Source organism: Dyadobacter luteus (genome assembly GCF_003383615.1).
GTDB classification, from domain to species: domain Bacteria; phylum Bacteroidota; class Bacteroidia; order Cytophagales; family Spirosomataceae; genus Dyadobacter; species Dyadobacter luteus.
This window is the reverse complement of sequence record NZ_QNUL01000020.1, coordinates 89,064-109,440: the sequence shown is the minus strand read 5'-3', so window position 1 is coordinate 109,440 and position 20,377 is coordinate 89,064. Positions and strand designations below refer to the sequence as shown.

At 42.9% G+C, this 20,377-nt stretch carries 16 protein-coding genes; 8 read left to right on the top strand and 8 right to left on the bottom strand.

Features of this window, described 5'->3' with window-relative positions; translation table 11 throughout:
- The first annotated feature begins 139 nt into the window (after positions 1–139).
- Positions 140–823, top strand: coding sequence for an SDR family NAD(P)-dependent oxidoreductase (locus DSL64_RS20920; RefSeq protein WP_115832884.1), 684 nt, complete (start codon positions 140–142; stop codon positions 821–823).
- Positions 824–830: 7 nt separating this feature from the next.
- On the opposite strand, the gene DSL64_RS20915 is transcribed toward DSL64_RS20920, so the two are convergent.
- From DSL64_RS20915 to DSL64_RS20895, 5 genes are all read right to left on the bottom strand, one after another.
- Positions 831–2,141, bottom strand: coding sequence for a hemolysin family protein (locus DSL64_RS20915; RefSeq protein ID WP_115832883.1), 1,311 nt, complete (start codon positions 2,139–2,141; stop codon positions 831–833).
- A 34-nt stretch (positions 2,142–2,175) separates the two neighbouring features.
- Positions 2,176–2,418: a DUF1456 family protein gene (locus DSL64_RS20910; protein WP_115832882.1), complete on the bottom strand. Its 243-nt coding sequence runs from the start codon at positions 2,416–2,418 to the stop codon at positions 2,176–2,178.
- Positions 2,419–2,591: 173 nt separating this feature from the next.
- Entirely contained in the window at positions 2,592–4,079 is a 1,488-nt protein-coding gene (locus tag DSL64_RS20905; RefSeq protein WP_115832881.1) for a SusD/RagB family nutrient-binding outer membrane lipoprotein, read from the bottom strand.
- A gap of 43 nt (positions 4,080–4,122) precedes the next feature.
- Positions 4,123–7,269, bottom strand: coding sequence for a SusC/RagA family TonB-linked outer membrane protein (locus DSL64_RS20900; protein WP_115832880.1), 3,147 nt, complete (start codon positions 7,267–7,269; stop codon positions 4,123–4,125).
- A gap of 137 nt (positions 7,270–7,406) precedes the next feature.
- Entirely contained in the window at positions 7,407–7,940 is a 534-nt protein-coding gene (locus DSL64_RS20895) for a hypothetical protein (protein WP_147300393.1), read from the bottom strand.
- 376 nt (positions 7,941–8,316) lie between these two features.
- Here DSL64_RS20895 and DSL64_RS20890 point away from each other — a divergent pair, with 376 nt between their 5' ends.
- From DSL64_RS20890 to DSL64_RS20875, 4 genes are all read left to right on the top strand, one after another.
- Positions 8,317–8,856, top strand: coding sequence for a Uma2 family endonuclease (locus tag DSL64_RS20890; RefSeq protein WP_229217169.1), 540 nt, complete (start codon positions 8,317–8,319; stop codon positions 8,854–8,856).
- Between the two features lie 117 nt (positions 8,857–8,973).
- A complete protein-coding gene (locus tag DSL64_RS20885) occupies positions 8,974–12,396 on the top strand; it encodes a DUF7133 domain-containing protein (protein ID WP_115832878.1) in 3,423 nt (1,140 codons plus the stop codon).
- A 171-nt stretch (positions 12,397–12,567) separates the two neighbouring features.
- Positions 12,568–13,605, top strand: a complete 1,038-nt coding sequence (locus DSL64_RS20880; protein ID WP_115832877.1) for a hypothetical protein — start codon at positions 12,568–12,570, stop codon at positions 13,603–13,605.
- On the top strand, positions 13,602–13,943 hold the full coding sequence (locus tag DSL64_RS20875; protein WP_115832876.1) for a DUF6984 family protein: 342 nt from the start codon (positions 13,602–13,604) through the stop codon (positions 13,941–13,943). The genes DSL64_RS20880 and DSL64_RS20875 overlap by 4 nt, the downstream gene beginning before the upstream one ends.
- Here DSL64_RS20875 and DSL64_RS20870 read toward each other — a convergent pair.
- A complete protein-coding gene (locus tag DSL64_RS20870; RefSeq protein WP_115832875.1) occupies positions 13,940–14,797 on the bottom strand; it encodes a helix-turn-helix domain-containing protein in 858 nt (285 codons plus the stop codon). The genes DSL64_RS20875 and DSL64_RS20870 overlap by 4 nt on opposite strands.
- A gap of 168 nt (positions 14,798–14,965) precedes the next feature.
- Between DSL64_RS20870 and hxlB the strand changes: the two genes are divergently transcribed.
- Positions 14,966–15,550 (top strand): 6-phospho-3-hexuloisomerase, encoded by a 585-nt coding sequence (gene hxlB / locus DSL64_RS20865; protein ID WP_115832874.1) that lies wholly within the window; start codon positions 14,966–14,968, stop codon positions 15,548–15,550.
- A 138-nt stretch (positions 15,551–15,688) separates the two neighbouring features.
- Positions 15,689–16,318 (top strand): 3-hexulose-6-phosphate synthase, encoded by a 630-nt coding sequence (gene hxlA, locus DSL64_RS20860; RefSeq protein ID WP_115832873.1) that lies wholly within the window; start codon positions 15,689–15,691, stop codon positions 16,316–16,318.
- A gap of 57 nt (positions 16,319–16,375) precedes the next feature.
- On the opposite strand, the gene DSL64_RS20855 is transcribed toward hxlA, so the two are convergent.
- The gene (locus DSL64_RS20855; protein WP_115832872.1) at positions 16,376–17,038 is read right to left on the bottom strand and encodes an NAD(P)-dependent oxidoreductase; all 663 of its coding nucleotides are present in this window, start codon (positions 17,036–17,038) and stop codon (positions 16,376–16,378) included.
- A 216-nt stretch (positions 17,039–17,254) separates the two neighbouring features.
- Between DSL64_RS20855 and DSL64_RS20850 the strand changes: the two genes are divergently transcribed.
- Complete coding sequence (locus tag DSL64_RS20850) at positions 17,255–17,464, top strand: alkylphosphonate utilization protein (protein WP_199539459.1); 210 nt, start codon at positions 17,255–17,257, stop codon at positions 17,462–17,464.
- A gap of 116 nt (positions 17,465–17,580) precedes the next feature.
- Here DSL64_RS20850 and DSL64_RS20845 read toward each other — a convergent pair whose 3' ends face one another.
- On the bottom strand, positions 17,581–20,364 hold the full coding sequence (locus DSL64_RS20845; protein WP_115832870.1) for a DUF5686 and carboxypeptidase regulatory-like domain-containing protein: 2,784 nt from the start codon (positions 20,362–20,364) through the stop codon (positions 17,581–17,583).
- Positions 20,365–20,377 lie beyond the last annotated feature (13 nt).

The following is a 20,377-nucleotide window of genomic DNA, read 5'->3' as shown; positions in this document are numbered from 1 at the left end:
CCATCAGCTAACGATAAGTACTGCAACTCTCGTTCGGGACTTGCACCCTATAGATATAGAACATGCCTGACACACACAATACAGAAGAAGCCGGACCTCTGGCTTCTTCTGTATTTACAATCATCGAAACTATCCACTCATGTCACATATCATTATCAGTGGTGCGTCAGGAAACCTGGGAAAAGAAGTAACAGAGAAGTTGCTGGATTCGGGGCATGAACTGTACGTCACTACGGGATCACATTATGATGGCGGATTTGATCAACTTTCCGGCGTCAAAACTTTTTCTATAGATTTACTTGAGGCACAAGGATCATCAGTCTTTGTAGACCATGTAATCGCCAATGCAGGCTCAATCCAGGCAGGCATCTTTCTGGTTGGAGGATATACCTACGGCGACATACTAAGTACCAGCGATGAAGAACTGGAAAAGATGATTCATCTTAATTTCTTCACCGCTTTTCATCTTGTAAAGCCGCTTATTGCTCATTTCAAAAAGCAGGGTAGCGGAGGAAAACTGATATTCATTGGTGCAAAAGCAGCTGTTGAAAAGAATTCCGGTGATGCCAGTTTCACCTATACATTGTCCAAATCTCTGCTCTTAAAGATGGCTGATATGATCAATGCTGAATATCAGTCTGCAGGCATTACCGCTACGATGATCGCGCCAGAAATTATCGACACGCCTGTTAATCGCAAAGCAATGCCCGATGCCGATTTTACCAAATGGGTTTCATCAGCCGACATTGCAGAAAACATCGCTTCAATCATACAACATCCCGAAGCCCACGAAAGAATTATCAGGTTATACAACAAAGATTGATCAGGACTTAAAAGATATCCTGATCGCCAGTGTCCAAAACTGTAATTTTTACCTGAGAGATACTTGTTCGCTGTTTCTTCAAAACTGTAAACTCGTATCTCTTCGTCTTTAATTTCTCGCCAACAGATGGGATTCTGCCGAATTTCCAGATCAGATAACCTGCCAAAGTTTCATACTCCGCTTCCTTTCTGATATCGTAAGGTAATTTATCATTCAGATCCGTAATAGATGCAGAACCTAACACAATGAATGAGTTATCTATATCATTTTTTATAATCGGTGTTTCATTATCGTATTCATCCTGGATCTCCCCTACCAGTTCTTCCAGAATATCTTCCATCGTCACGATGCCGTCTACACCACCATATTCATCCACGATTACAGCCATTTGCTGTCTGTTCACCTGAAAATCGCGCAGTAATGCACCGATGGGCTTAGACTCATGCACCATGGATATAGGCCTGATCAGTTCCTGTAAAACGATACTTTTCCCTTGTCTCATTTTCAGTAACAGGTCTTTAAGGTGCAGCACACCCACAATCTGATCCAGCGTATCTTCATAAACAGGAATGCGGGAATAACCTTCCTCAATAATCTTTTCCAGCTTTATTTCATTGAAATCGTTGATATCCACACCCACTACCTGCCCCCGGGGAATCATAATTTGTTTGGCAAGAATTTCTGAAAAGTTGAAAGCATTTTTGATCAGATCGTAATCTGCTGCTTCAATCATTCCGCTGTCTTTTTGCTGCTGCACCAGATAACGCAGCTCATCACTACTGTGTACTTCACTGCCGTGAGTAGGTGTAATACCAATACCTTTGAGAATAAAATTGGCTATACCATTGAGCAACCACACCACCGGTCTGAAAACCAGATAAAAGCCATGAAGCGGATAAGAAAGAAAAAGCGTCGTAGACTCAGGACGTTGGATAGCGATGGATTTCGGAGCCAATTCACCAAACACAATATGCAGAACGGTGATGATCGCAAATGCCGCAGGTAACGCAATCTGATGGGCAAGTTCAGGGCTAAGTGAGATTCCCACCAGTTCCATACCGGCAATCAGCATTTTTGAAACTACCGGCTCCCCTATCCATCCCAGTCCAAGGCTGGCCAGTGTGATTCCGAACTGCGTAGCTGCCAGATAACCATCCAGATTTGAAACAATCTTTTTGGACAAAATGGCCATGGCATTCCCATCCTGCACTTTTTGTTCCAGTTGTGAAGCACGGATTTTAACTATTGCGAACTCTGCTGCGACAAAGAAACCATTTAAAAATACCAGAACAAGGGTTATGATAACCTGAGTGATCATTGTAAGTGATGTATAGTGAATTTAATTGTTGTGACTAATCTTCATGCTTTTTACCATCCTCAGCCGGTCCTCTCATGTGTATGATCAAACCATTCAGAAAATTACGCAGCAACTGATCTCCACAAGGTTTATAATTTTCGTGCCCTTCTTTCCTGAAAAGCGCACCCAATTCACTGGCTGTCACTTTGAAGTCCACAAGGCTCAAAATATGAATGATTTCGTCGTTACGTAAATGCAGTGCAACGCGAAGTTTTTTAAGGATATCGTTATTAGTCATTGTCTATTTTTGGTTACAAATAATTCCGTAAAATATCGTTAACCGGCAAATTATACATTTTTTAGAATTCAATGATACATGTTGACTTAATCCCTGCACATTAATAAATGACAAATGGACGGACAAACCTTACAAAAGGCTCATCCGTCCATTCAGTATTCAAGCTTCCGCGACTATTTCAGCCACCAGGTTCTCTGGTTTATCAGGTCGTTATTTTCGCCAAACTGACTCTTGATAGCCGCTGCAACATTCTCCCTGTTATTGTTGTATTCGGCCTGAGGATAAATCCAACGGAAAGGCAGCGCGACACCGGCAGGACGGCGGTATTCAGGATAACCTGTACGCAAGGTGTTGAAATAAGAATCCCAACCCGACTGGAAGAAAGACCTCAGGTACTTCTGCATAGCAATCATCTCAATTTTCTGAGCTGTTGTAGTCACTTTTGAAATATCATTGATTGACTTTGCCAGATATGTATCCGCTTTTGCAGAAGTTACATAAGATGGCATTACGCCTTTGGAATAGGTCTCATAGAATTTAAACGAAGCCTTCACCCCTTTTTGGTAATATGTATCAGCCGAACCAGTGATCCAGTTTCTTACCACAGCCTCGGCAAGAATGAAGTTCTGTTCTGCAAATCCAAGCAATACGCGTGGTTCGGTAGTCGGATCTTTGTGATAACGGTCATTTACTTTTGAAGTACGACCAGCAGTAGCTTTGATGTTTACCTGCGCATAAGGAACTGCAGGATCACCACCTTCATAGGACGAGAAATCAGTCAGCGCCTTACCTGCTTCGCTTCCCACCTTGGTTTGCGTGCAGTAAATGAACAGTCTTGGATCTTCACGATCCTGTAATCTTCTGATAAATGTGGAATCAATATACATCCCTGAACCGAAACCGCTGGAGTTGAACTCAGGATAACGGTTGCCCTGCTGATCAAGGAATACCAATTGGGCATCATCGCTCTCACTGACCAGAATAGGTTCATTGGCGACTATTTGTGCAAAAGCAGCTTTCACATTCAAATCAGCTTCTGACTCTTTCCCCGAAAGTGCCATCAAAACTTTCAAACGATATGCATTTACTACTTTTCTCCATTTAGTAATATCACCTTTAAAAATGACATCCCCGGCAATGATCTTGTTTTCATTTTTCAAAAGTGTATTGGCTTCTTCAAGTTCTTTCAATATCCCCTGGAATACAGCCTTCTGTGAATCGTAAGATGAAGGTGTGTAAACAGGATCCAGCTCTCCTCTCAATGCCTTTGAATAAGGAACATCTCCGAAAGTCATTGTAAGATTATAGAAGTAGACAGCACGAAAAAACTTACCCAGAGCAACATAAGAGTTATCGCTGATCTTTTCCCCTTCCTGAATCATTTTGGTAACATCTCTTAACCTTGAATAGGCAGAGAAATCACTGCGGTCCCATTTGTAATATTGGGAAGCATTTTCACCATCAGTCTGTACCAGCATCTTTTGTGCATACAATGGGCCTGTTCCTCCATTATCCTGAAATGCATTCCACTGTATTTTGGTAAGCAAAAGCTGTGGGTGGGCAGAAGTAGGACGGTTCGGGTCTACGTTCATTTCATCCAGATTCTGACACGAAAAAAAGATAAGTGTAAGAGCCAATAATTGATATATGATCTTTTTCATAATAATCTTGAATTAAGTATTTGAAAGATTTTGGTCGCCGTAACTACAGTTTGAGGTTAAGCGAAAATCCAAGGAAGCGTGATGAAGGATCCTGTAAATCCGTATCATTACCATAGTCAGGATCAAGAATTGGCATCTTTTTCCACATCAGCAGATTGTATCCGAACACCGAAGCTTCCAGTCCTTTTACTGCTGGCCAGAATTTGATCACCTTCGTAAGATCATACCCTACCGACAATCTTCTCAGTTTAAAGAATGATCTGTCGAAAACGTTTGCGAATTTCTTGCTCTCGCTTTCTGTAACTGCAGCACGGTAAGGATACTGCTGGCTCCATGTTTGCCAGTCCACAGCAGTGGTATTTGGCGCATAAGTACGCGTATCTCTGATCACCGCACCTGTTACATCACGTACATATTCTCCACCAGTAACCACTACACCCTGAGGCACGTACACCGGCTTTCCTGCAGCATATTCTGCATCACGAAATTCTACTGAATTCGGATGTTTTCCACCCCACCACATTTTCTCAATCGTAGTCGATCCCATAACGCCACCCCAAACACCATCAACATCTACTGCAATATTGAATCCTTTTACTTTGAATTTATTCTGGATACCAAGACGCCAGTTCGGATCCAAATGTCCTACGCTTGCAGGGAAAGGATCTCTCGTTGGTAAACCTCTTGCATCCAGGATAACATCTCCGTCGGCACTCTTCATCCATACTGTACGGTAGTAGCTATCTGCACGCTCACCTTTTGAAAGGTTGTTGAAACGTGCCTGATCATTATATATTTCAGTAATTCTGCGTACGTTTCGGCTCCAGTTTGCACCTACTTCCCATGTAAATCCTTTCTTTTGAATCGCCTTGTAATTGGCAATCAGTTCCAATCCGTTGGTTTCATACACGTTCCCGTTTACCTTGCGTGTAACAAAGCCCGAAGATTCCGAAATAGGTAAGTCAATGATCTGGTTCTCATCCTTCACATGGTAATAAGTCGCATCCAGACTGAACCTGTTTTTAAGGAATGAAGTTGACATACCCACTTCAAAGGAAGTAGACTGTTCAGGCTTGATGTTCGGGTTAATCAGTCCATTCGGATAATTTACAGAAGGCGTGCTACCATAAGTAACATCTTTTGAGTAAGCAGAATAGATACTGTATGGATTCAAATCACTTGACACCTGCGCCCATGAAGTGTATAGTTTCAGGAAGTCAACAGCCTTAGGAAGATTCACATAGTGAGACACCATGGTACTCAACGAAGCAGATGGGTAGAAATAAGATCTGTTCGTTTTTGGCAGAGTCGAAGACCAGTCATTACGGGCTGTAAAGTTCAAGAAAACAGCATCGTAAAAATCAAGATTTGCAGAACCATACACACTTCGGATTGCCTTTTCCTGGTATTGGTTCGATGCCTGAACCGGCCCTTGTGTATTATTCAAGCTGTATACATTCGGTACGATCAGACCATCCGTTGACTGATACTCTTGTCTGTAAACTCTGTTCAGATTAGAAGCTCCACCATTTACGCTCAATTCTATGTCCTTTGTAATAGGTTGCGTGTAAGATACCAGCACGTCGGCATCCACATTCACCTGGCTTGAATTCCACAGTTTGTAATCGCCATTTCTTGAATCACCATAGTTCATGTACGACTTTGGACTTTTCATACTTTCGAACACCCTTTGATTTCTGCTGTTCACACGCCCCTGAACAGACAGGTTCGGGAGTATTTGCCAGTTCAGTTTCACCTGTCCGTCGAGTACATCCTTATCATATTTCTGAACCAACTCGGTAATTGCGAAATAAGGGTTATTATACCACGCATAGTTATAGTTGGCCTGGCGGTAACCTTCTAATCCGGGCACCCACATATGATCTCTCAAGTCACGTCCATTCACATCATCACCCATCCAGATCAGGATGGTATACATGTGGTTTTTGGGACCGTATCCATATCTTGGATAATTTGGCGAATTCACCTTATTGTAAGCAAGAGATAAGCCTAATTCCACATTCTTCGCTACCTGAAAAGTGGAGTTAAAATTAAGTCCACCGGTTGTCAGGGATGAATTGGGAGTTTGTCCTTTTTGTTTGGCATATTTTCCTGATACATAAAATTTCGCCTTCTGGCCTTTGTAAGCCAAGGAAAGATTATTCGATGTCACATAGCCAGTCTGAAGGAAATCACGAAGGTTGTCATGCTGAATCCAGTCCGTTGGCACACGCTCATACTTGGATCTGTCGTCATATACGGTACCCTTCACATCACCATACCAGGGTATGGTTTCACCTGTTTGTTTGTTACGGATCGGGCTGTTCCACTGAGGAATTTTCGCACCCGTCCCAAACTTGGGACCCCAGGTCATATCACCATCAGAAATACCACCATCGGCTCCATCCCAAAACTCATACTTACCATTGGATCCACTACCGTATTCAGTCTGGGTTTTGGGATAAACTGTGAAACCGGCTGTAACCATATTGTTGGTTCCGAAATTAATTTCCAGTCCTTCCTTTTTGGCAGTTTTACTCGTAATCAGAATCGCTCCGTCTTTTCCTCTTGAACCATATAGTGCAGAAGCTGCCGTACCCTTCAATACGTTGATGTTTTCAATGTCTTCACCTGTGATATCGAAGAAGTCTGTTTCAACAGGAATACCATCGAGAACAATCAAAGGTTTTTTTCCGCGTAGCACAAAACTTGGCGATTGAAATATACCCGTAGGGTTATTTACTGTCAAACCAGCCACCTGTCCTGCAAGAGCGTTACCAACGTTCATGGTTTTCGCCTGAGCTAATGCCTCATTATTTACTTCCTGTGTAGTGTATCCAAGCTTTTTCTTTTGTTGCTTGATACCAATAGCAGTCACAACGACCTCATCCAATTTCTGATTATCTTCTGAAAGAGAGACATTTACTTCTGTACGTCCTGCAATTTTCACTTCCTGGGCAGTATAACCAATGAAAGAGAACACCAATGTTCCGTCCGAAGCACCATTTAAGTTATACTTTCCTTCGGAGTCTGTAATTGTTCCGGACGTAGTGCCTTTCAGCAAAATATTGACACCCGGAAGCTCCACTCCCTTAGCGTCTTTGACAGTACCTTTAATGGAAATCTGGGCAAAGGCAAGCCCTGGGAAAATCAAACAGATCAACCCAAAAAGAATAGAAATTCTTTTCATACAATTAGGGGAAGTTAGTTAAAGTTAATTTTCAAAACGCATTACGCACTTATGGTACACCTATACCACTATACGCAAACAAACAGTAGGATTTATAATAAACTGATATCCAAAAACTTAAAATGACGGATGATCAACTAGAGCAACTTTACTTTTCTGAATAGTGCAATCTGGTTCTGCGGATTCTTCCTTTCACGACTCAACTCTTTTTCAAACTCTTCGGTATTAGAAGCGTAGACAGCAGCAAGGGCGACACGCATCACGTAGGTATAGTCTTTTATTAGCTGACCATCCATGCTCTGATCCCGGGATACTTTTCTCAAATACTTATCAATGCTTCTCACGGCTTTGTAAATATCTGGTTTCAAAACAATTGTACGCAGATTGGGGTCACCTGGTACTACTTCCTCTTTCTCTATAAAACGGGCATCAGCCAGTGCTTTAAGACATGCAGCTTCCTTTCCAAAAACGGAAGTATCAACCTCGGTGCATTCGGGAGCCTGAATGCCGGCATTTTTTAGTTCATGAAACTCCCATAAGTAAGCTTCCATTCGGGTTACGGAATTTGACGTATTCCCCTGTGTATTCGCAGTAAAAAGTTCCTGAGCAAATGCGTTTCCCGCAAGCATTCCATAGAAAAGCGAGACAACGATACAAGTCCGGATTAGCATAGTGTTAGGGATGATTATTGCGTTGCAAGATTAGAGAAATTGCCATTTATGTTAAAATCCACATCCAGAAACAACAACTCAAAAACCTAAAAATCAACAATTTACACTTTCACAATTAACAATTTATTCATTTTAGCGCACAATACGTTTTAATACCTTAACATTTGATTTACCTGCACAATCCAACTATTTATTCATTCGATCACAAACAGATTCTTAGTAACCGACAATTGACTAAAACTCAGTTTCCCGGTTTACTTACCTCCACAAAACCAGAAGATTCCAAAAAATGCTGAAAGAACTGATGTACTTCTTACAGTTTATCTTTAAATTTATCAATCCTAAAAATCAAATTATGATACTTCAACCATCCACTATGGCACTCCCAAAAACCTTTGAGGAATTTCTTCAATGGGACGCTGCTGATGGCTTCAAATATGAATGGAATGACGGTGAAGTAATCAGATTTGAGAAAATGAAGAAAAAACATCTTGTAATTATCAGAAGACTACAGCAACTATTCTTCGGGACTGTATCATTTGATAAAGGCGGTGCGTTCATCATGGAGCAGGATGTAATGCTCACAGGCATTCAAATGCGGCGTCCTGATCTGGCCTATTTCAGCGGGAACCAAATAGATGATTCTACCAGTTCAGACGAAGAACCGATTCCGGAATTTATTATTGAGGTAGTTTCACCAACCGACGACGCCATTAAGGTAGAGGAGAAACTGGCTGAATATTTCAAATCAACAGTTAAAGTCGTTTGGCATATCTATCCTGAAAACGAAGTTGTGTATGTATATACTTCACGCAAACTAGTAAAGATCTGTACCGACAACGACATCTGCAGTGCAGCTCCTGTCCTCACCGATTTCAACATTTCAGTAAATGATTTGCTGGCTTTGCCTGTTTGATTTCTTTCCCATCGCACTTAATACAGTAAATAAATACCTATTTCTACTCTTAAATGAAATCTTCGTGATTCAGGTGCGAAATACCTGTATGACATGCTCTTTCAAAAGTCAATCTCAATGACCCCAAAAACTATTCTCAAAAAACCTTTATCCATTGCTGCACTTGTTGCTCTGGCTGTTGTTTCCTGTATGAAAATGACGCCCTCCGGCACCAGCAAACTTCCTGCAGACGCACTGGTGATCCGTGAAGATGCCGCAACCGGCAAAGCCCGGGCCAGGGAAACTCGCGAAAAGACTGCTATCAAAGTGGCCGATGGATTGCAGCTCGACCTATGGGCGTCTGATTCCCTCGCTCCCGATCCTGTATCCATTACAGTGGATGACCTTGGTCGTGTTTACCTCAACAGAACAAATCGCCAGAAAAACTCTGAGTTTGATATCCGCGGGCACCGCAACTGGATGACGCCTTCCATCGCCATGCAAACCGTGGAAGACCGCAGGGCATTTCTCCGCAGCACTTTTGCTCCCGAAAAAAGCAAAGAAAACAGCTGGCTGAAAGACCTGAACGGCGACGGATCGCATGACTGGAAAGACCTTGCGGTTGAAAAAGATGAAGTCTGGCGTCTTGAAGATACAGACAACGACGGTATCGCCGATGTATCCATGCGCGTCATCAATGATTTCTTTGAAGAAGTTTCCGATGTAGCCGGAGGTATTCTGGTACGGGCAAAGGATGCTTTTGTAGCCATTGCGCCTGATCTCTGGAGATTTGAGGATACCAACAACGACGGTATCTATGACAAGAAAACTTCTATAAGCCACGGTTATGGTGTACACATCGGCTTTGGTGGTCATGGTATGTCGAACCCGATTGAAGGGCCCGATGGAAAAATATACTGGAACATCGGAGATATTGGTGCCAACATCACTACTGCAGAAGGCGTAAAACATGAGCATCCTAATTCAGGAATTATTGCCCGCTCCAATCCGGATGGCAGCCACTTTGAGATTTTCGCACACGGACTTCGCAATACTCACGAGTTTGTTTTTGACGAATTCGGTAACCTGATCAGCTCTGATAACGATGGTGATCACCCGGGCGAAAGCGAACGCCTTGTTCACGTTGTGGAAGGATCTGATGCCGGCTGGCGTTCCAACTGGCAATATGGTAAATATACCGATCCTAAAAATAACGATTACAAAGTGTGGATGGACGAAAAGCTGTATGTTCCCCGCTGGGAAGGCCAGGCAGCATACATCATCCCTCCTATTCAGAATTACCACAATGGCCCTACCGGTATGCAATACAATCCGGGAACAGCTTTGGGTAAGGAATGGAAAAATAAATTCTTCCTGGTTGAATTTGTAGGAAACCCTGCCCGTTCACCGATCTGGGCTTTCGGACTGAAAGCCAAAGGAGCCTCATTCGTTCTGGATGGAGAACAAAATATCCTGAGCGGCATTCTGCCAACAGGCATTCGTTTCGGTCCTGATGGAGCGCTTTATGTAGCTGACTGGATCAATGGCTGGGATACCAAAAACTACGGTCGCGTATGGAAACTGGATGTAACGAGTGAGAAAAACGACCTTAAAGAGCTTCGTGCAGAAACCAAGCGCCTTATTCAGCTCAATTATCCTTCACAAACGGAAGACATGTTGCTGTCACTGCTTTCCAACGAGGACATGCGTATCCGTTTGAAAGCGCAGTTCGAACTGGCAACGCGTGGAGCCAAAGGTGCTGAAACACTTAAAAAAGCGATTACCCAAACAACCAGCCAGATCGCACGTGTGCACGGAATATGGGGAACGGGCCAGCTGGCCAGAACTGACAAGGCTTATGGCAATGCTTTATTGGCACTGTTAAAGGATTCGGATGAAGAAATTACTGCGCAAGCCGCAAAGGTACTTGGCGATGAGAAAATCGCGGAAGCAGGTCCATTGCTGATCCCTATGCTTTCCAGTAAAAACCCTCTTGTTCAATTCTTTGCAGCACAGGCTTTGGGAAGAATTGAGGAGAAGTCAGCAGTGACTCCGTTGCTGGATATGATTAGAAAAAACAATGATCAGGATTTGTATTTGCGGCATGCAGCTGTACTCGCGTTATCGCGTATCGGCAATGCAGAAGCCATGGTTGCGCTAAGCAGCAGCCCTGAGAAATCACTTCGTACTGCGGCGGTATTGGTCTTAAGAAGACTGAAAAATGACAAAGTGAGCGTATTCCTTCAGGATAAAGACGAGTATATCGTAACAGAAGCAGCGAGAGCCATTAACGATGACCTGTCTATCACTTCTGCACTTCCGGCACTGGCAGCAACACTTAATGAAACGCGTTTCACTTCTGAACCTCTTCTGCGTCGGGCCATCAATGCGGCGTTGCGCGTAGGGGGCGACAAACAACTGGACGACCTGATTGCATTTGCAAAAAGAAAGAACATTGATAAAGAATTGCGCGCAGAAGCACTGGCAGCATTAGGAACATGGGCAAGCCCATCCGTTATGGACCGTGTAGATGGTCGCTACCGGGGTGTAATCGAAAGAAATCCTGCTGTTGTCAAAGGCAAAATACAGCCTGTGGTTGCCGATTTGCTGGCAGACCAGGATCCTGCAATACTGATTGCAACAGCTCAAATGCTTACTAATCTGGAGGTATCAGCCAACAATGATGCACTGGTCAAAATTTTTGACACCAATAATAATCCGAAAGTTCGTGCCGCCATGCTGACAGCTCTGAACGGGCTAAAATACAGCGATATGGAATCGGTAATGAAAAAAGGAATGACAGACAGTGACGCAGATGTTCGCACCGCAGCCCTTGGTATGGTGGGAAGCGTGAATATGTCAAAAGAGGCGTTAACTGATATTTCAGGAGTTATTTTCGAGAAAGGTAGTGTAAAAGAACAACAACAATTATTGAAAGTTTTGGGGAGCCTTCCGATCAGCAAAACGGAATCTATTTTCACTGGGTTGATTACAAAAATGTCCGATAAACAACTGGCACCAAGTCTGGCATTGGATTTGGGCGAAGCAATTGATTCGACCAAATCGGCTCCTTTGATTGCCAAACTCGCTCCGTTACGTAAAAATGGCGAAACAGTTGCAGACTATCAGGATGCGTTGTTCGGTGGAAATGCTCAGTTAGGACGCCGTTTCTTCCTGACCAACTCTGCAGCGGAATGCGTGCGTTGCCACTCTATCGGAGGACAAGGCGGAGAGGTGGGACCAAACCTGTCGAATATCGGAAACGTGTTGACACGTGAGCAAATTCTGCAGGCACTTGTAGAGCCAAGTGCACGTATTTCTCCGGGTTATGGAATGGTAATACTCACATTGAAAGATGGTTCTTCAGCGGCAGGTATTCTTACCTCAGAAAATGACCACGAGCTGATCCTGAAAACTTCCGAAGCGGAGCCACTTAAAATTGCGGTGGCTCGTATCGCAAAGCGCGACAACGTACCGTCGAGTATGCCTCCAATGGGCCACATCATGACGAAACGTGAAATCCGTGATGTGGTAGAATTCCTATCCGGATTGAAAAAGTAATCCATCTGAGATTTATATCTCCTTTAAAAGCCTGACCCTCAAAGTCAGGCTTTTATGTTAATTATAGTTTACAGTTGAGAGGTACGTTATATACCGGTAAATATTTTTTCGCTTGAAAGCAGCATTGGTATGAATATATTGCCAGTTCAAAGATGACTTAATATGATTTGAATGGAACTGGATAAAAAGGATGCTGCGGTAGTTGATAAAGCCATAGGCGCATGGGAAAAGGATAATAAAATATCTCCTGAACTGGCTAATTCGCTACGTTCCACAGTTACAATCAGGAATTCTAATATTGACGCAATTACGGTTTATGCACTTATATCCGCCATTTCATGCGGGCTCCTAGCATTTGGAGCATTGGTAATTGATGAAAAGTGGATTGAACTTTTACGTAAAAAATGGGGATTTTCTGAAACCATCGTCGGTATCGGATTTACGTTACTTGCTGTACTTTTTGTGTTTTTGGCCAAAAGGAGAAAGATCAAATACCCTGAGGCTTCTGCCAGCAACGAAACATATAATATCACCATTGCGCTCACAATCGGCATAGCCATTACGTATTGGACAAGAAGCTTCGCTAATTTCGAAGGTAATTATGCACTTCCTCTCTTGCTGGCCGCTGTTGCGTATGGAGGTGTTGCAGTTTTACTGGAATCAAAATTGCTATGGCTGGTCATGATTGCCTCGCTGGCTGGATGGTGGGGAGCACAAACGCACCTATGGTCGGGTGGTAATTACAGGTTTGCAGGTATGAACTATCCGTTGCGGATGACGGTCTTTGGGCTTGCGATATGGGGCTCGTACTGGCTTGTCAAAAAAATAAGTTCACTGCGCATTTTTGCCGATCATACCTACGCTGCCGGACTTATCCTGTTTCTTCTGGCTGCATGGACATTATCCATTTTTGGCAATTATGACGACTATGCTGCATGGAATCTGATCAAGCAGAGTCATTTCTGGTATTGGTCGCTTGGATTTACACTGGTACTGGCAGGAATGATCGCCTATTCTTTTCAAACTGACCAGAATACCCTGCGCGATGTTGCTTTGGTGTTCTTCTTACTGAACATCTATACGAGATATTTTGAATATTTTTGGGATCGAACCAATAAAGGAATATTCTTTGCGTTAATGGCATTGTCGTTCTGGTTGGTTGCCAGAAAGGCCGAACAATGGCATAAAAAAGAGAAAAAAGCAGTATGAGCACACCAAGGGAAAAACGACCTATCCGCGCGAATGAACTTGAATTGATTGGTTTTCTATTGTTGAAACTGGATCGTGACCTGGCTGACCATCCTATTGACGACCTTGTGGATGAATACGAAGGAGGCAAAATGGGAAGTATCAGTTTGGGTGGAAATCCCGATGCCTATGCCGGCGATCTGATCAGGGTTGAATATATTGATTCCGACCAGACACCCGTTGTCATCACACTTACGCACGACGAAACGGGTCGACTGCTGGATCTGGATTTCTGGAAAGTGGATTTTTCAAAACTGCTGGAATATCCGACTCCCGATAAACTGATTTTTGGGGTTTAAACCAGCGTATTGTGTTTCGATACAATATGTGCCTTAGCTTCATTCTGAAATTGCTCAGGCGATTGTCCGGTGTGCTGTTTGAAAAAACGGCTGAAATAAGGTCTGTCTTTAAAACCCAGATCGTAGGCGATTTCCTTGATCGTACTTTCGCTATGGATAATCTGTCGTTTGGCTTCCAAAACAATTCGGTCGTGAATAAGCTGCATACCGGTTTTATCAAGCTTTTCTTTCAGAATCTGGTTCAGTCGTTTCGAACTTATCCCTAGTTTTCCCGCATAAAAATCTGTATTCCGCACCTGCTGATAATTCATTTCCAGCAGTACCATAAACTCGTATACTCTCTTTTGATTAATATCCTGAACCGTAAAATCCTGCTCTTTAATACGAACCAACTGCAATAGAAAAACCTTTAATAAAGCCTTAAGAATTGTCGTGCTCGAATTCTCCCTTTCATACTCCTCCTCCATAATCTCATACACTTTTGCAAGTTGCTCTGCTGTTTCCAGATCCAATCTCAAACAGGAAAATTCTCCCTGTATGTTGAAAATCTTGAATACATCCAGCAGGAACTCCTTCACATCTTCATCCAGAAAATCCCGTTTAAACGAAAGCAGTACTCCCTTTTTCCCGGCCTTGTTGAGTTGATGTACCCTATACGGCGGAATCAGGTATATCCAGTCTCCCCGCATCACCTCCCCGCCCTTCAATGTATGGAGTGCATTCTCATTTTTCAACCATACAATTTCAAAGAATTCTTTGCGCCCCGGATCGTCCAGATAGCTCGGTGGACAGTTGTCCAGATTCCTGATAAAGATAGGTGTATTACTGAGTCCCATTTTTGTCTCTACTTGCATGAATTCTTGTCCTATTCCGAATTAGATACCAAAATTAGCAAATAATGCAACGAAAAGATTTATTGTTAGCAAATAGTACCATATATGTGGCTGATTGTATAACCGCTTACTTTACCCTTCACTATAACTTTGCAAGCAGAAAATCACTCAATTTTTGAGATTAAATAAATGCAAACGCAAAGTCCTGAGGTGTCCGCAAAACAAATTGAAGAAAATCTGCTAACCATTCTTGAAGAGAATCAATCTCTGGTTAAAGGCATTGATTTTGAACAGGTAGCAGCCATTGTTCCTTTGATCAAGGATGCTAATCATATTTTCATTACAGGTGCCGGACGGACCGGACTAGCCTTAAAAGCGGCTGCCATGCGCCTGATGCACCTTGGTTTCAGTGTATATGTAGTAGGCGAAATTGTTTCACCTGCTATCCAAAAAGGTGACCTGCTGATTGCCGGTTCGGGATCCGGAACAACGTCGAGTATTGTAAGCGCTGCTCAGAAAGCTGTAAAAGCAGGAGCAAAAGTATTGACTTTTTCTACCACCTCTCAATCGCCGCTGGCAGAATTATCCAACCAGATTGCCATTATCCCTGCAGCACAAAAACAGGATCACGGTTCGGCACTTTCGCAACAGTACGCAGGCAGTCTTTTCGAACAAGCTGTATTGCTTTTGACAGATGCCATTATTCAATCATTATGGCAAAACGACGGAACGACGGCAGAAGAGCTATGGAAAAGGCATGCGAATCTGGAGTAATTAGCTATTAGCTGTGAGCTAATAGCTTTTGCACTGATCCTTATTACCTACCATTCTAATATTTACAATTTAATTCATACCGCCGTTAGCTCATAGCTATTTGCTAAAAGCTAACAGCTCATTAAAATTCAAACAAACATGGCAAAACTACAAGTAGCAATCGACCTGTTGACAACAGAAGATGCAATTGCATTGGCAACAAAAGTTGCTCCATACATTGACATTATCGAACTGGGAACTCCGCTTATCAAAAGTGAAGGTTTAGCAGTAATTACTGCGATGAAAAAAGCTTTCCCTGATAAGATCGTTTTTGCTGATTTCAAAACAGCGGATGCAGGCGAACTGGAAGCTGAAATGGCATTTAAAGCCGGAGCTGACCTGATTACCATCCTTGGCGCAACTGGTGATGCTACCATTGCAGGAGCCGTAAAAGCTGCAAAAGCACATGGAAAAGGTGTAGTAGTAGATACAATCGGCGTTGCTGATCGCGTGAAACGTGCGCAGGAAGTAATCGCTCTGGGTGTTGAGTTCGTTGAGCTTCATGCAGGTCTTGATGAGCAGGCACAACCAGGCTATTCTATCCAGGTGCTGATTGATGAAGCGTCCCGTGCTGGTGTTCCTGTTTCTATTGCAGGTGGTGTGAAGCTGAGCAACATTGCAGCTGTAAAAGCTTCAGGTGCGAAAGTAGCAGTAGCCGGTGCAGCCATTTACGGAGCTGCTGACCCTGCCGCTGCTGCAAAAGAGCTTCGTGAAGCTTTGGATGCATAGTAATAAAAACGCCTTCCCGAATTGTTAAAAATCCGGGAAGGCTGTTACTTTCAATACCTACACTTTTGCAATAAAAGGCGCTTGTCTGATATAAGTTGACTTGTCAAGTTGCTCAATCAGAAACGCGGCAATATCCGCAGCACTTATATTTTGGCCGGGAGCATCCTCCAGACTCACACCTATCTCACTTCGCTCTTCAGTAAAAGCAATCAGTGGTACGCGTACCAGCGTCCAGTCCACATCACTTTCCTGCAAAATCTCATAAGCTTTTTGCTTATCCCAGTGACTTTCTGCATAGTTAGCTTTCATCCATTCGGTCGCCGCCAAAGTTTCCGGACCTTTACGATCAAAAGGTGCGTCCAGATTCAAACCCGAAACCAGCATGTACCGCATTATTTCGCTCTTGTCAAAAGCTTCAGTCATCGCCTTTAATACATGTAATGTTGCCTTGCTTGCCACGAGTGGCTCACCTTTCCTTTGCCCTACCAAACTGATTACAGCATCACAACCCTTGATAAGCGCGTGCACCTTTTCATAATCCAGAGCGTCTCCCTGGATCACCTCTACAGCCGGATCGGATAAAGGGATTGTTTGCGCTGAAATTTCCGGATTTCGAAGAAGTAGTTTGATTTGAAATCCACCGTCCAGTAATTGATTTACCAGATATTTTCCTGTTCTGCCACCGCCACCTATGACAGCTATTTTATGATAAGTCTTCATGTTCTGATTTGTAAAATATAAAATAGACAATTACAATCCGGCTTTCTGCGAAAGAAAACCGATGATTGCAGCTGCTTAGATTGCTGCAATGATGCTTGTGATATTTTACAAATAGATTTGAATGCGTTAAAGGTAGGACTTTCGGGACTGAATTTCAAGATCGATTGATTTCCGTACCTTTGTACCAATATAAATTTATACCCAAAGCAATAGATAATGGAAGTAAAAGACAGTAACGGGACTACTCTCGCAGAAGGAGATTCTGTAAAATTGATCAAAGACCTGAAAGTAAAAGGCAGTTCACTCACTTTGAAAAGAGGAACTGTAGTCAAAAATATCCGCCTCACCGATGACGTAGAAGAGATCGAAGGCAAAGTAGAAAAGAGCGTAATTGTACTGAAAACTATGTTTTTACAGAAAATGTAAATCGTTCGAATTCTCGATAAAAGTAAAAGTCAACTTTTCCTGATTCAATTCCAGAAAAGTTGACTTTGTTATAATCTGCCCTAACTCTTCATTTATAATTCATAATTCCCTCTCCCCTACTTCCCAAAGTTAATATTCATCGTAGTCCCGATCCTGAAGGCAGTGTGTTTATACCTGAATCCTTCAAAGCTATTGGCTACTTCCAGTCGCAGCGGGAAACGCAAACCGATGTCCAGCGCGTAGCCAAGTTCTCCGTAATGATCAGAATAAGGTGTGGCCAGGTAATTCACGAAGAAGTTTTCTTTGATACCCATAATCCTGAACCAGGTAATTTGCGTGAGCAAGAACTGCCTGAGCTCAGCAAGTGCATGAGCTTCAACATATTTTTCTCCTGTACTAAACCGATAGTAATCCAGCATACGGAAAGTACCTACCGGGTCGCCATACTGAAAGAAAAACCTGTTTCCTGCAAAATGCTGATAATCCTGGAAGCCCGCAGCATCGTATTGCAGAAATGCTCCCGCAGCTACTTTATAACTTATTTTGCTCCGAACGCCCGTCTGAATTCCCTGCGTAATCCCTACTTGTAAAAAATCGTAGCTCACTTCGCTATCAAAAACACTTATCCCTTTTCTGTAGCCTGCTGATAATTTGGGAGAATCGTCATCATAATAACTCTTTTTACCCTTAACGATCTTATATTTCTGCCAGGGTTTATATGATGCATGGATACCCACCACCAGAGCATTATGTCGTGATATTTCAAAAGGCACTGTCCCTGACGAATAGCTTAATAATTCCTCATTGAGGGGTACATTCGATGTAAACTCCCTTCTCCCCCAATTGATCCAACGATAAGGATCTGTATTCCTGACATTCTGGAGTGGAGAACGATCGGCATATTCTACATTGGCACGTAACTCAAAATGGTCATTTTCACGTGTAGTTTTGAAATCAATTCTGGCGAAATTTTTCTGATATAATTTGATAAAGTTTTGCTCCAGAAACAGCGTCGTGAAGCTGTTCAGCAACGGATGTAACGGGTTCTCAGCATTAAATTGAGAAACAGTTTGCCCGCCGGAAACACTCAGTGATGACCTCTTCCAGGAATAGTCGATGCCGCCGGTTCCCATCAGCTTTTCTCTCGCAAAGGAATACCGCGTCAATCCACTGATCGTAAGTGCGCCTTTGTTTCTGACCGATGTGTGTTTGATCCCATTTGACGATATTGTGATCTGATCCTGCTCCTTCACTTCTTGTCCGCGTTTCATATATCGCAGCTTAAATCCGGTCCCGTTGAGCACTACCCCTTCTACGGTATTTACCGACAATCCTTTCACTAGTCCAACATATTCCAGGCTCCATGGACTTTTTTTACCAAATCCAAACCGGTGCCCTATCAGTATGTCTCCCAAAAAACCGGAATTACCCTTCTTCTTTGTGCTATCCGACTTCGTTTTCAGACTGTCCCGTTGCTCTTGGGTTCCGTGTTGCACCACAATGATGCTATCCAATCGGGTGTAGCTTTTTACCTCTGCCACTGTCAAAGGCACCGTCCTGATCGAATCCCAAAAAGCCACACTGCGTTTACTGGCCATAGAATCCACAACGGTGGAATCATTTCTGCTGAAATTGAGATCAACATCTTCGCCTTTCTCTTCTTTTTCTTTCAGCTCCTTTTTCTCATATTCCTTCAGCATTTTGCGCAGGTTTTTTGCAGAAAACTCTTTCTGTTTACTCACAACAGCTTCAAGATTTCCGCTTTTAATTTCCCGGTTCGTCAGCTTCACTTTTCTACTTTCCTCCTTATCTTTCTTTGGATCAAGTACTACAATATCAGGTTGGAAAGCAGGATTTACCTTCAGTTTAGAGAAAGTCTGAGATATGACGAGATCACCTTTCCCTTTTAAACCATAAATACCACCCTGTACATGGAACTGCTGGTTCACCGGCATCCATACATTCTTTACCGGACTATATACCTGTTTAATTCCAATATTAAATCCGGTATTAACCGTCTCCAGATCAAGGCTATAGATACTCCATTCTCCCTCTATGATATGAATTGTTCCTCTATATACACCTTCTCCGTACGACCTCGGAATTACTTTAATTTTATTCACCTCAATCCCGTTTTCCCGGAAAGCACCCAGGTATTCAAACTTATAGTAACCAAATGCTTTGGGAGAAAGAGGAGAAACGGCCTTCACGACCTCTGGCTGATAAAAGCTGGTCAGAAAATAGGCATTTGCACTGGCGAAGTTTTTATCCTGACTGTTTCGTGCAGCGATTACCTTTTGCTTGTATGAATTGGGCTGATTAAAAGTCACTTCGGAAACACTTTCATTTAGGATCGGCACTCCTTTTTTGAAGTTCGATTCTTTCTCCATTTCTTTCAATTCCTTTTTATACATAAACTCCATCGGCAGATCCGTAATCACAAAAGAGGACTTAGTATAGGCTTTGGCTGTATAACTTTCAACCTGAAGAAAATGATAGCGGCTTTTCGCAATCGCACGTCGCATAATTGTATAAGCAGGGTCTTCATCTTTGCTTCCAATCCGCACTTCACCCAAATTCAGCGCCTGTTCTTCCATCATCACATTGAAAGTCTCTATTTTGTTTTCAATGGTCATGGATTTCATGCCTGTTTTAAAACCCAAATACTGGAAAACGATTTCGTAATAACCAGGTTTTAAGTCGAGCTGATACTTACCTTCCTCGTTGGATATAGTCCCGATTTCTGTCCCCTTGACGGCAATAGCGGCAAACGGAAGCGGTTGTCCATTTTTGGTTCGGACGGTTCCCTGTACCCCGGAAGTAATTTTCTGCGCTTCGACCGAATGAGAAACAATGCTGATTAAAAAGAAGAGGAATAGAAGAAGGTAATTTTTCAACATATAGTAAAGATGA

Bases quoted from the DNA above. Each gene is read 5' to 3' on its own strand.
- DSL64_RS20855 (WP_115832872.1), bottom strand. From the start codon at position 17,038: ATGAAGACTTATCATAAAATAGCTGTCATAGGTGGCGGTGGCAGAACA.
- DSL64_RS20890 (WP_229217169.1), top strand. From the start codon at position 8,317: ATGGCACTCCCAAAAACCTTTGAGGAATTTCTTCAATGGGACGCTGCT.
- DSL64_RS20870 (WP_115832875.1), bottom strand. From the start codon at position 14,797: ATGCAAGTAGAGACAAAAATGGGACTCAGTAATACACCTATCTTTATC.
- DSL64_RS20920 (WP_115832884.1), top strand. From the start codon at position 140: ATGTCACATATCATTATCAGTGGTGCGTCAGGAAACCTGGGAAAAGAA.
- DSL64_RS20895 (WP_147300393.1), bottom strand. From the start codon at position 7,940: ATGCTAATCCGGACTTGTATCGTTGTCTCGCTTTTCTATGGAATGCTT.
- DSL64_RS20880 (WP_115832877.1), top strand. From the start codon at position 12,568: ATGGAACTGGATAAAAAGGATGCTGCGGTAGTTGATAAAGCCATAGGC.
- DSL64_RS20885 (WP_115832878.1), top strand. From the start codon at position 8,974: ATGACCCCAAAAACTATTCTCAAAAAACCTTTATCCATTGCTGCACTT.
- hxlA (WP_115832873.1), top strand. From the start codon at position 15,689: ATGGCAAAACTACAAGTAGCAATCGACCTGTTGACAACAGAAGATGCA.
- DSL64_RS20845 (WP_115832870.1), bottom strand. From the start codon at position 20,364: ATGTTGAAAAATTACCTTCTTCTATTCCTCTTCTTTTTAATCAGCATT.
- DSL64_RS20905 (WP_115832881.1), bottom strand. From the start codon at position 4,079: ATGAAAAAGATCATATATCAATTATTGGCTCTTACACTTATCTTTTTT.
- DSL64_RS20915 (WP_115832883.1), bottom strand. From the start codon at position 2,141: ATGATCACTCAGGTTATCATAACCCTTGTTCTGGTATTTTTAAATGGT.
- hxlB (WP_115832874.1), top strand. From the start codon at position 14,966: ATGCAAACGCAAAGTCCTGAGGTGTCCGCAAAACAAATTGAAGAAAAT.
- DSL64_RS20910 (WP_115832882.1), bottom strand. From the start codon at position 2,418: ATGACTAATAACGATATCCTTAAAAAACTTCGCGTTGCACTGCATTTA.
- DSL64_RS20900 (WP_115832880.1), bottom strand. From the start codon at position 7,269: ATGAAAAGAATTTCTATTCTTTTTGGGTTGATCTGTTTGATTTTCCCA.
- DSL64_RS20850 (WP_199539459.1), top strand. From the start codon at position 17,255: ATGGAAGTAAAAGACAGTAACGGGACTACTCTCGCAGAAGGAGATTCT.
- DSL64_RS20875 (WP_115832876.1), top strand. From the start codon at position 13,602: ATGAGCACACCAAGGGAAAAACGACCTATCCGCGCGAATGAACTTGAA.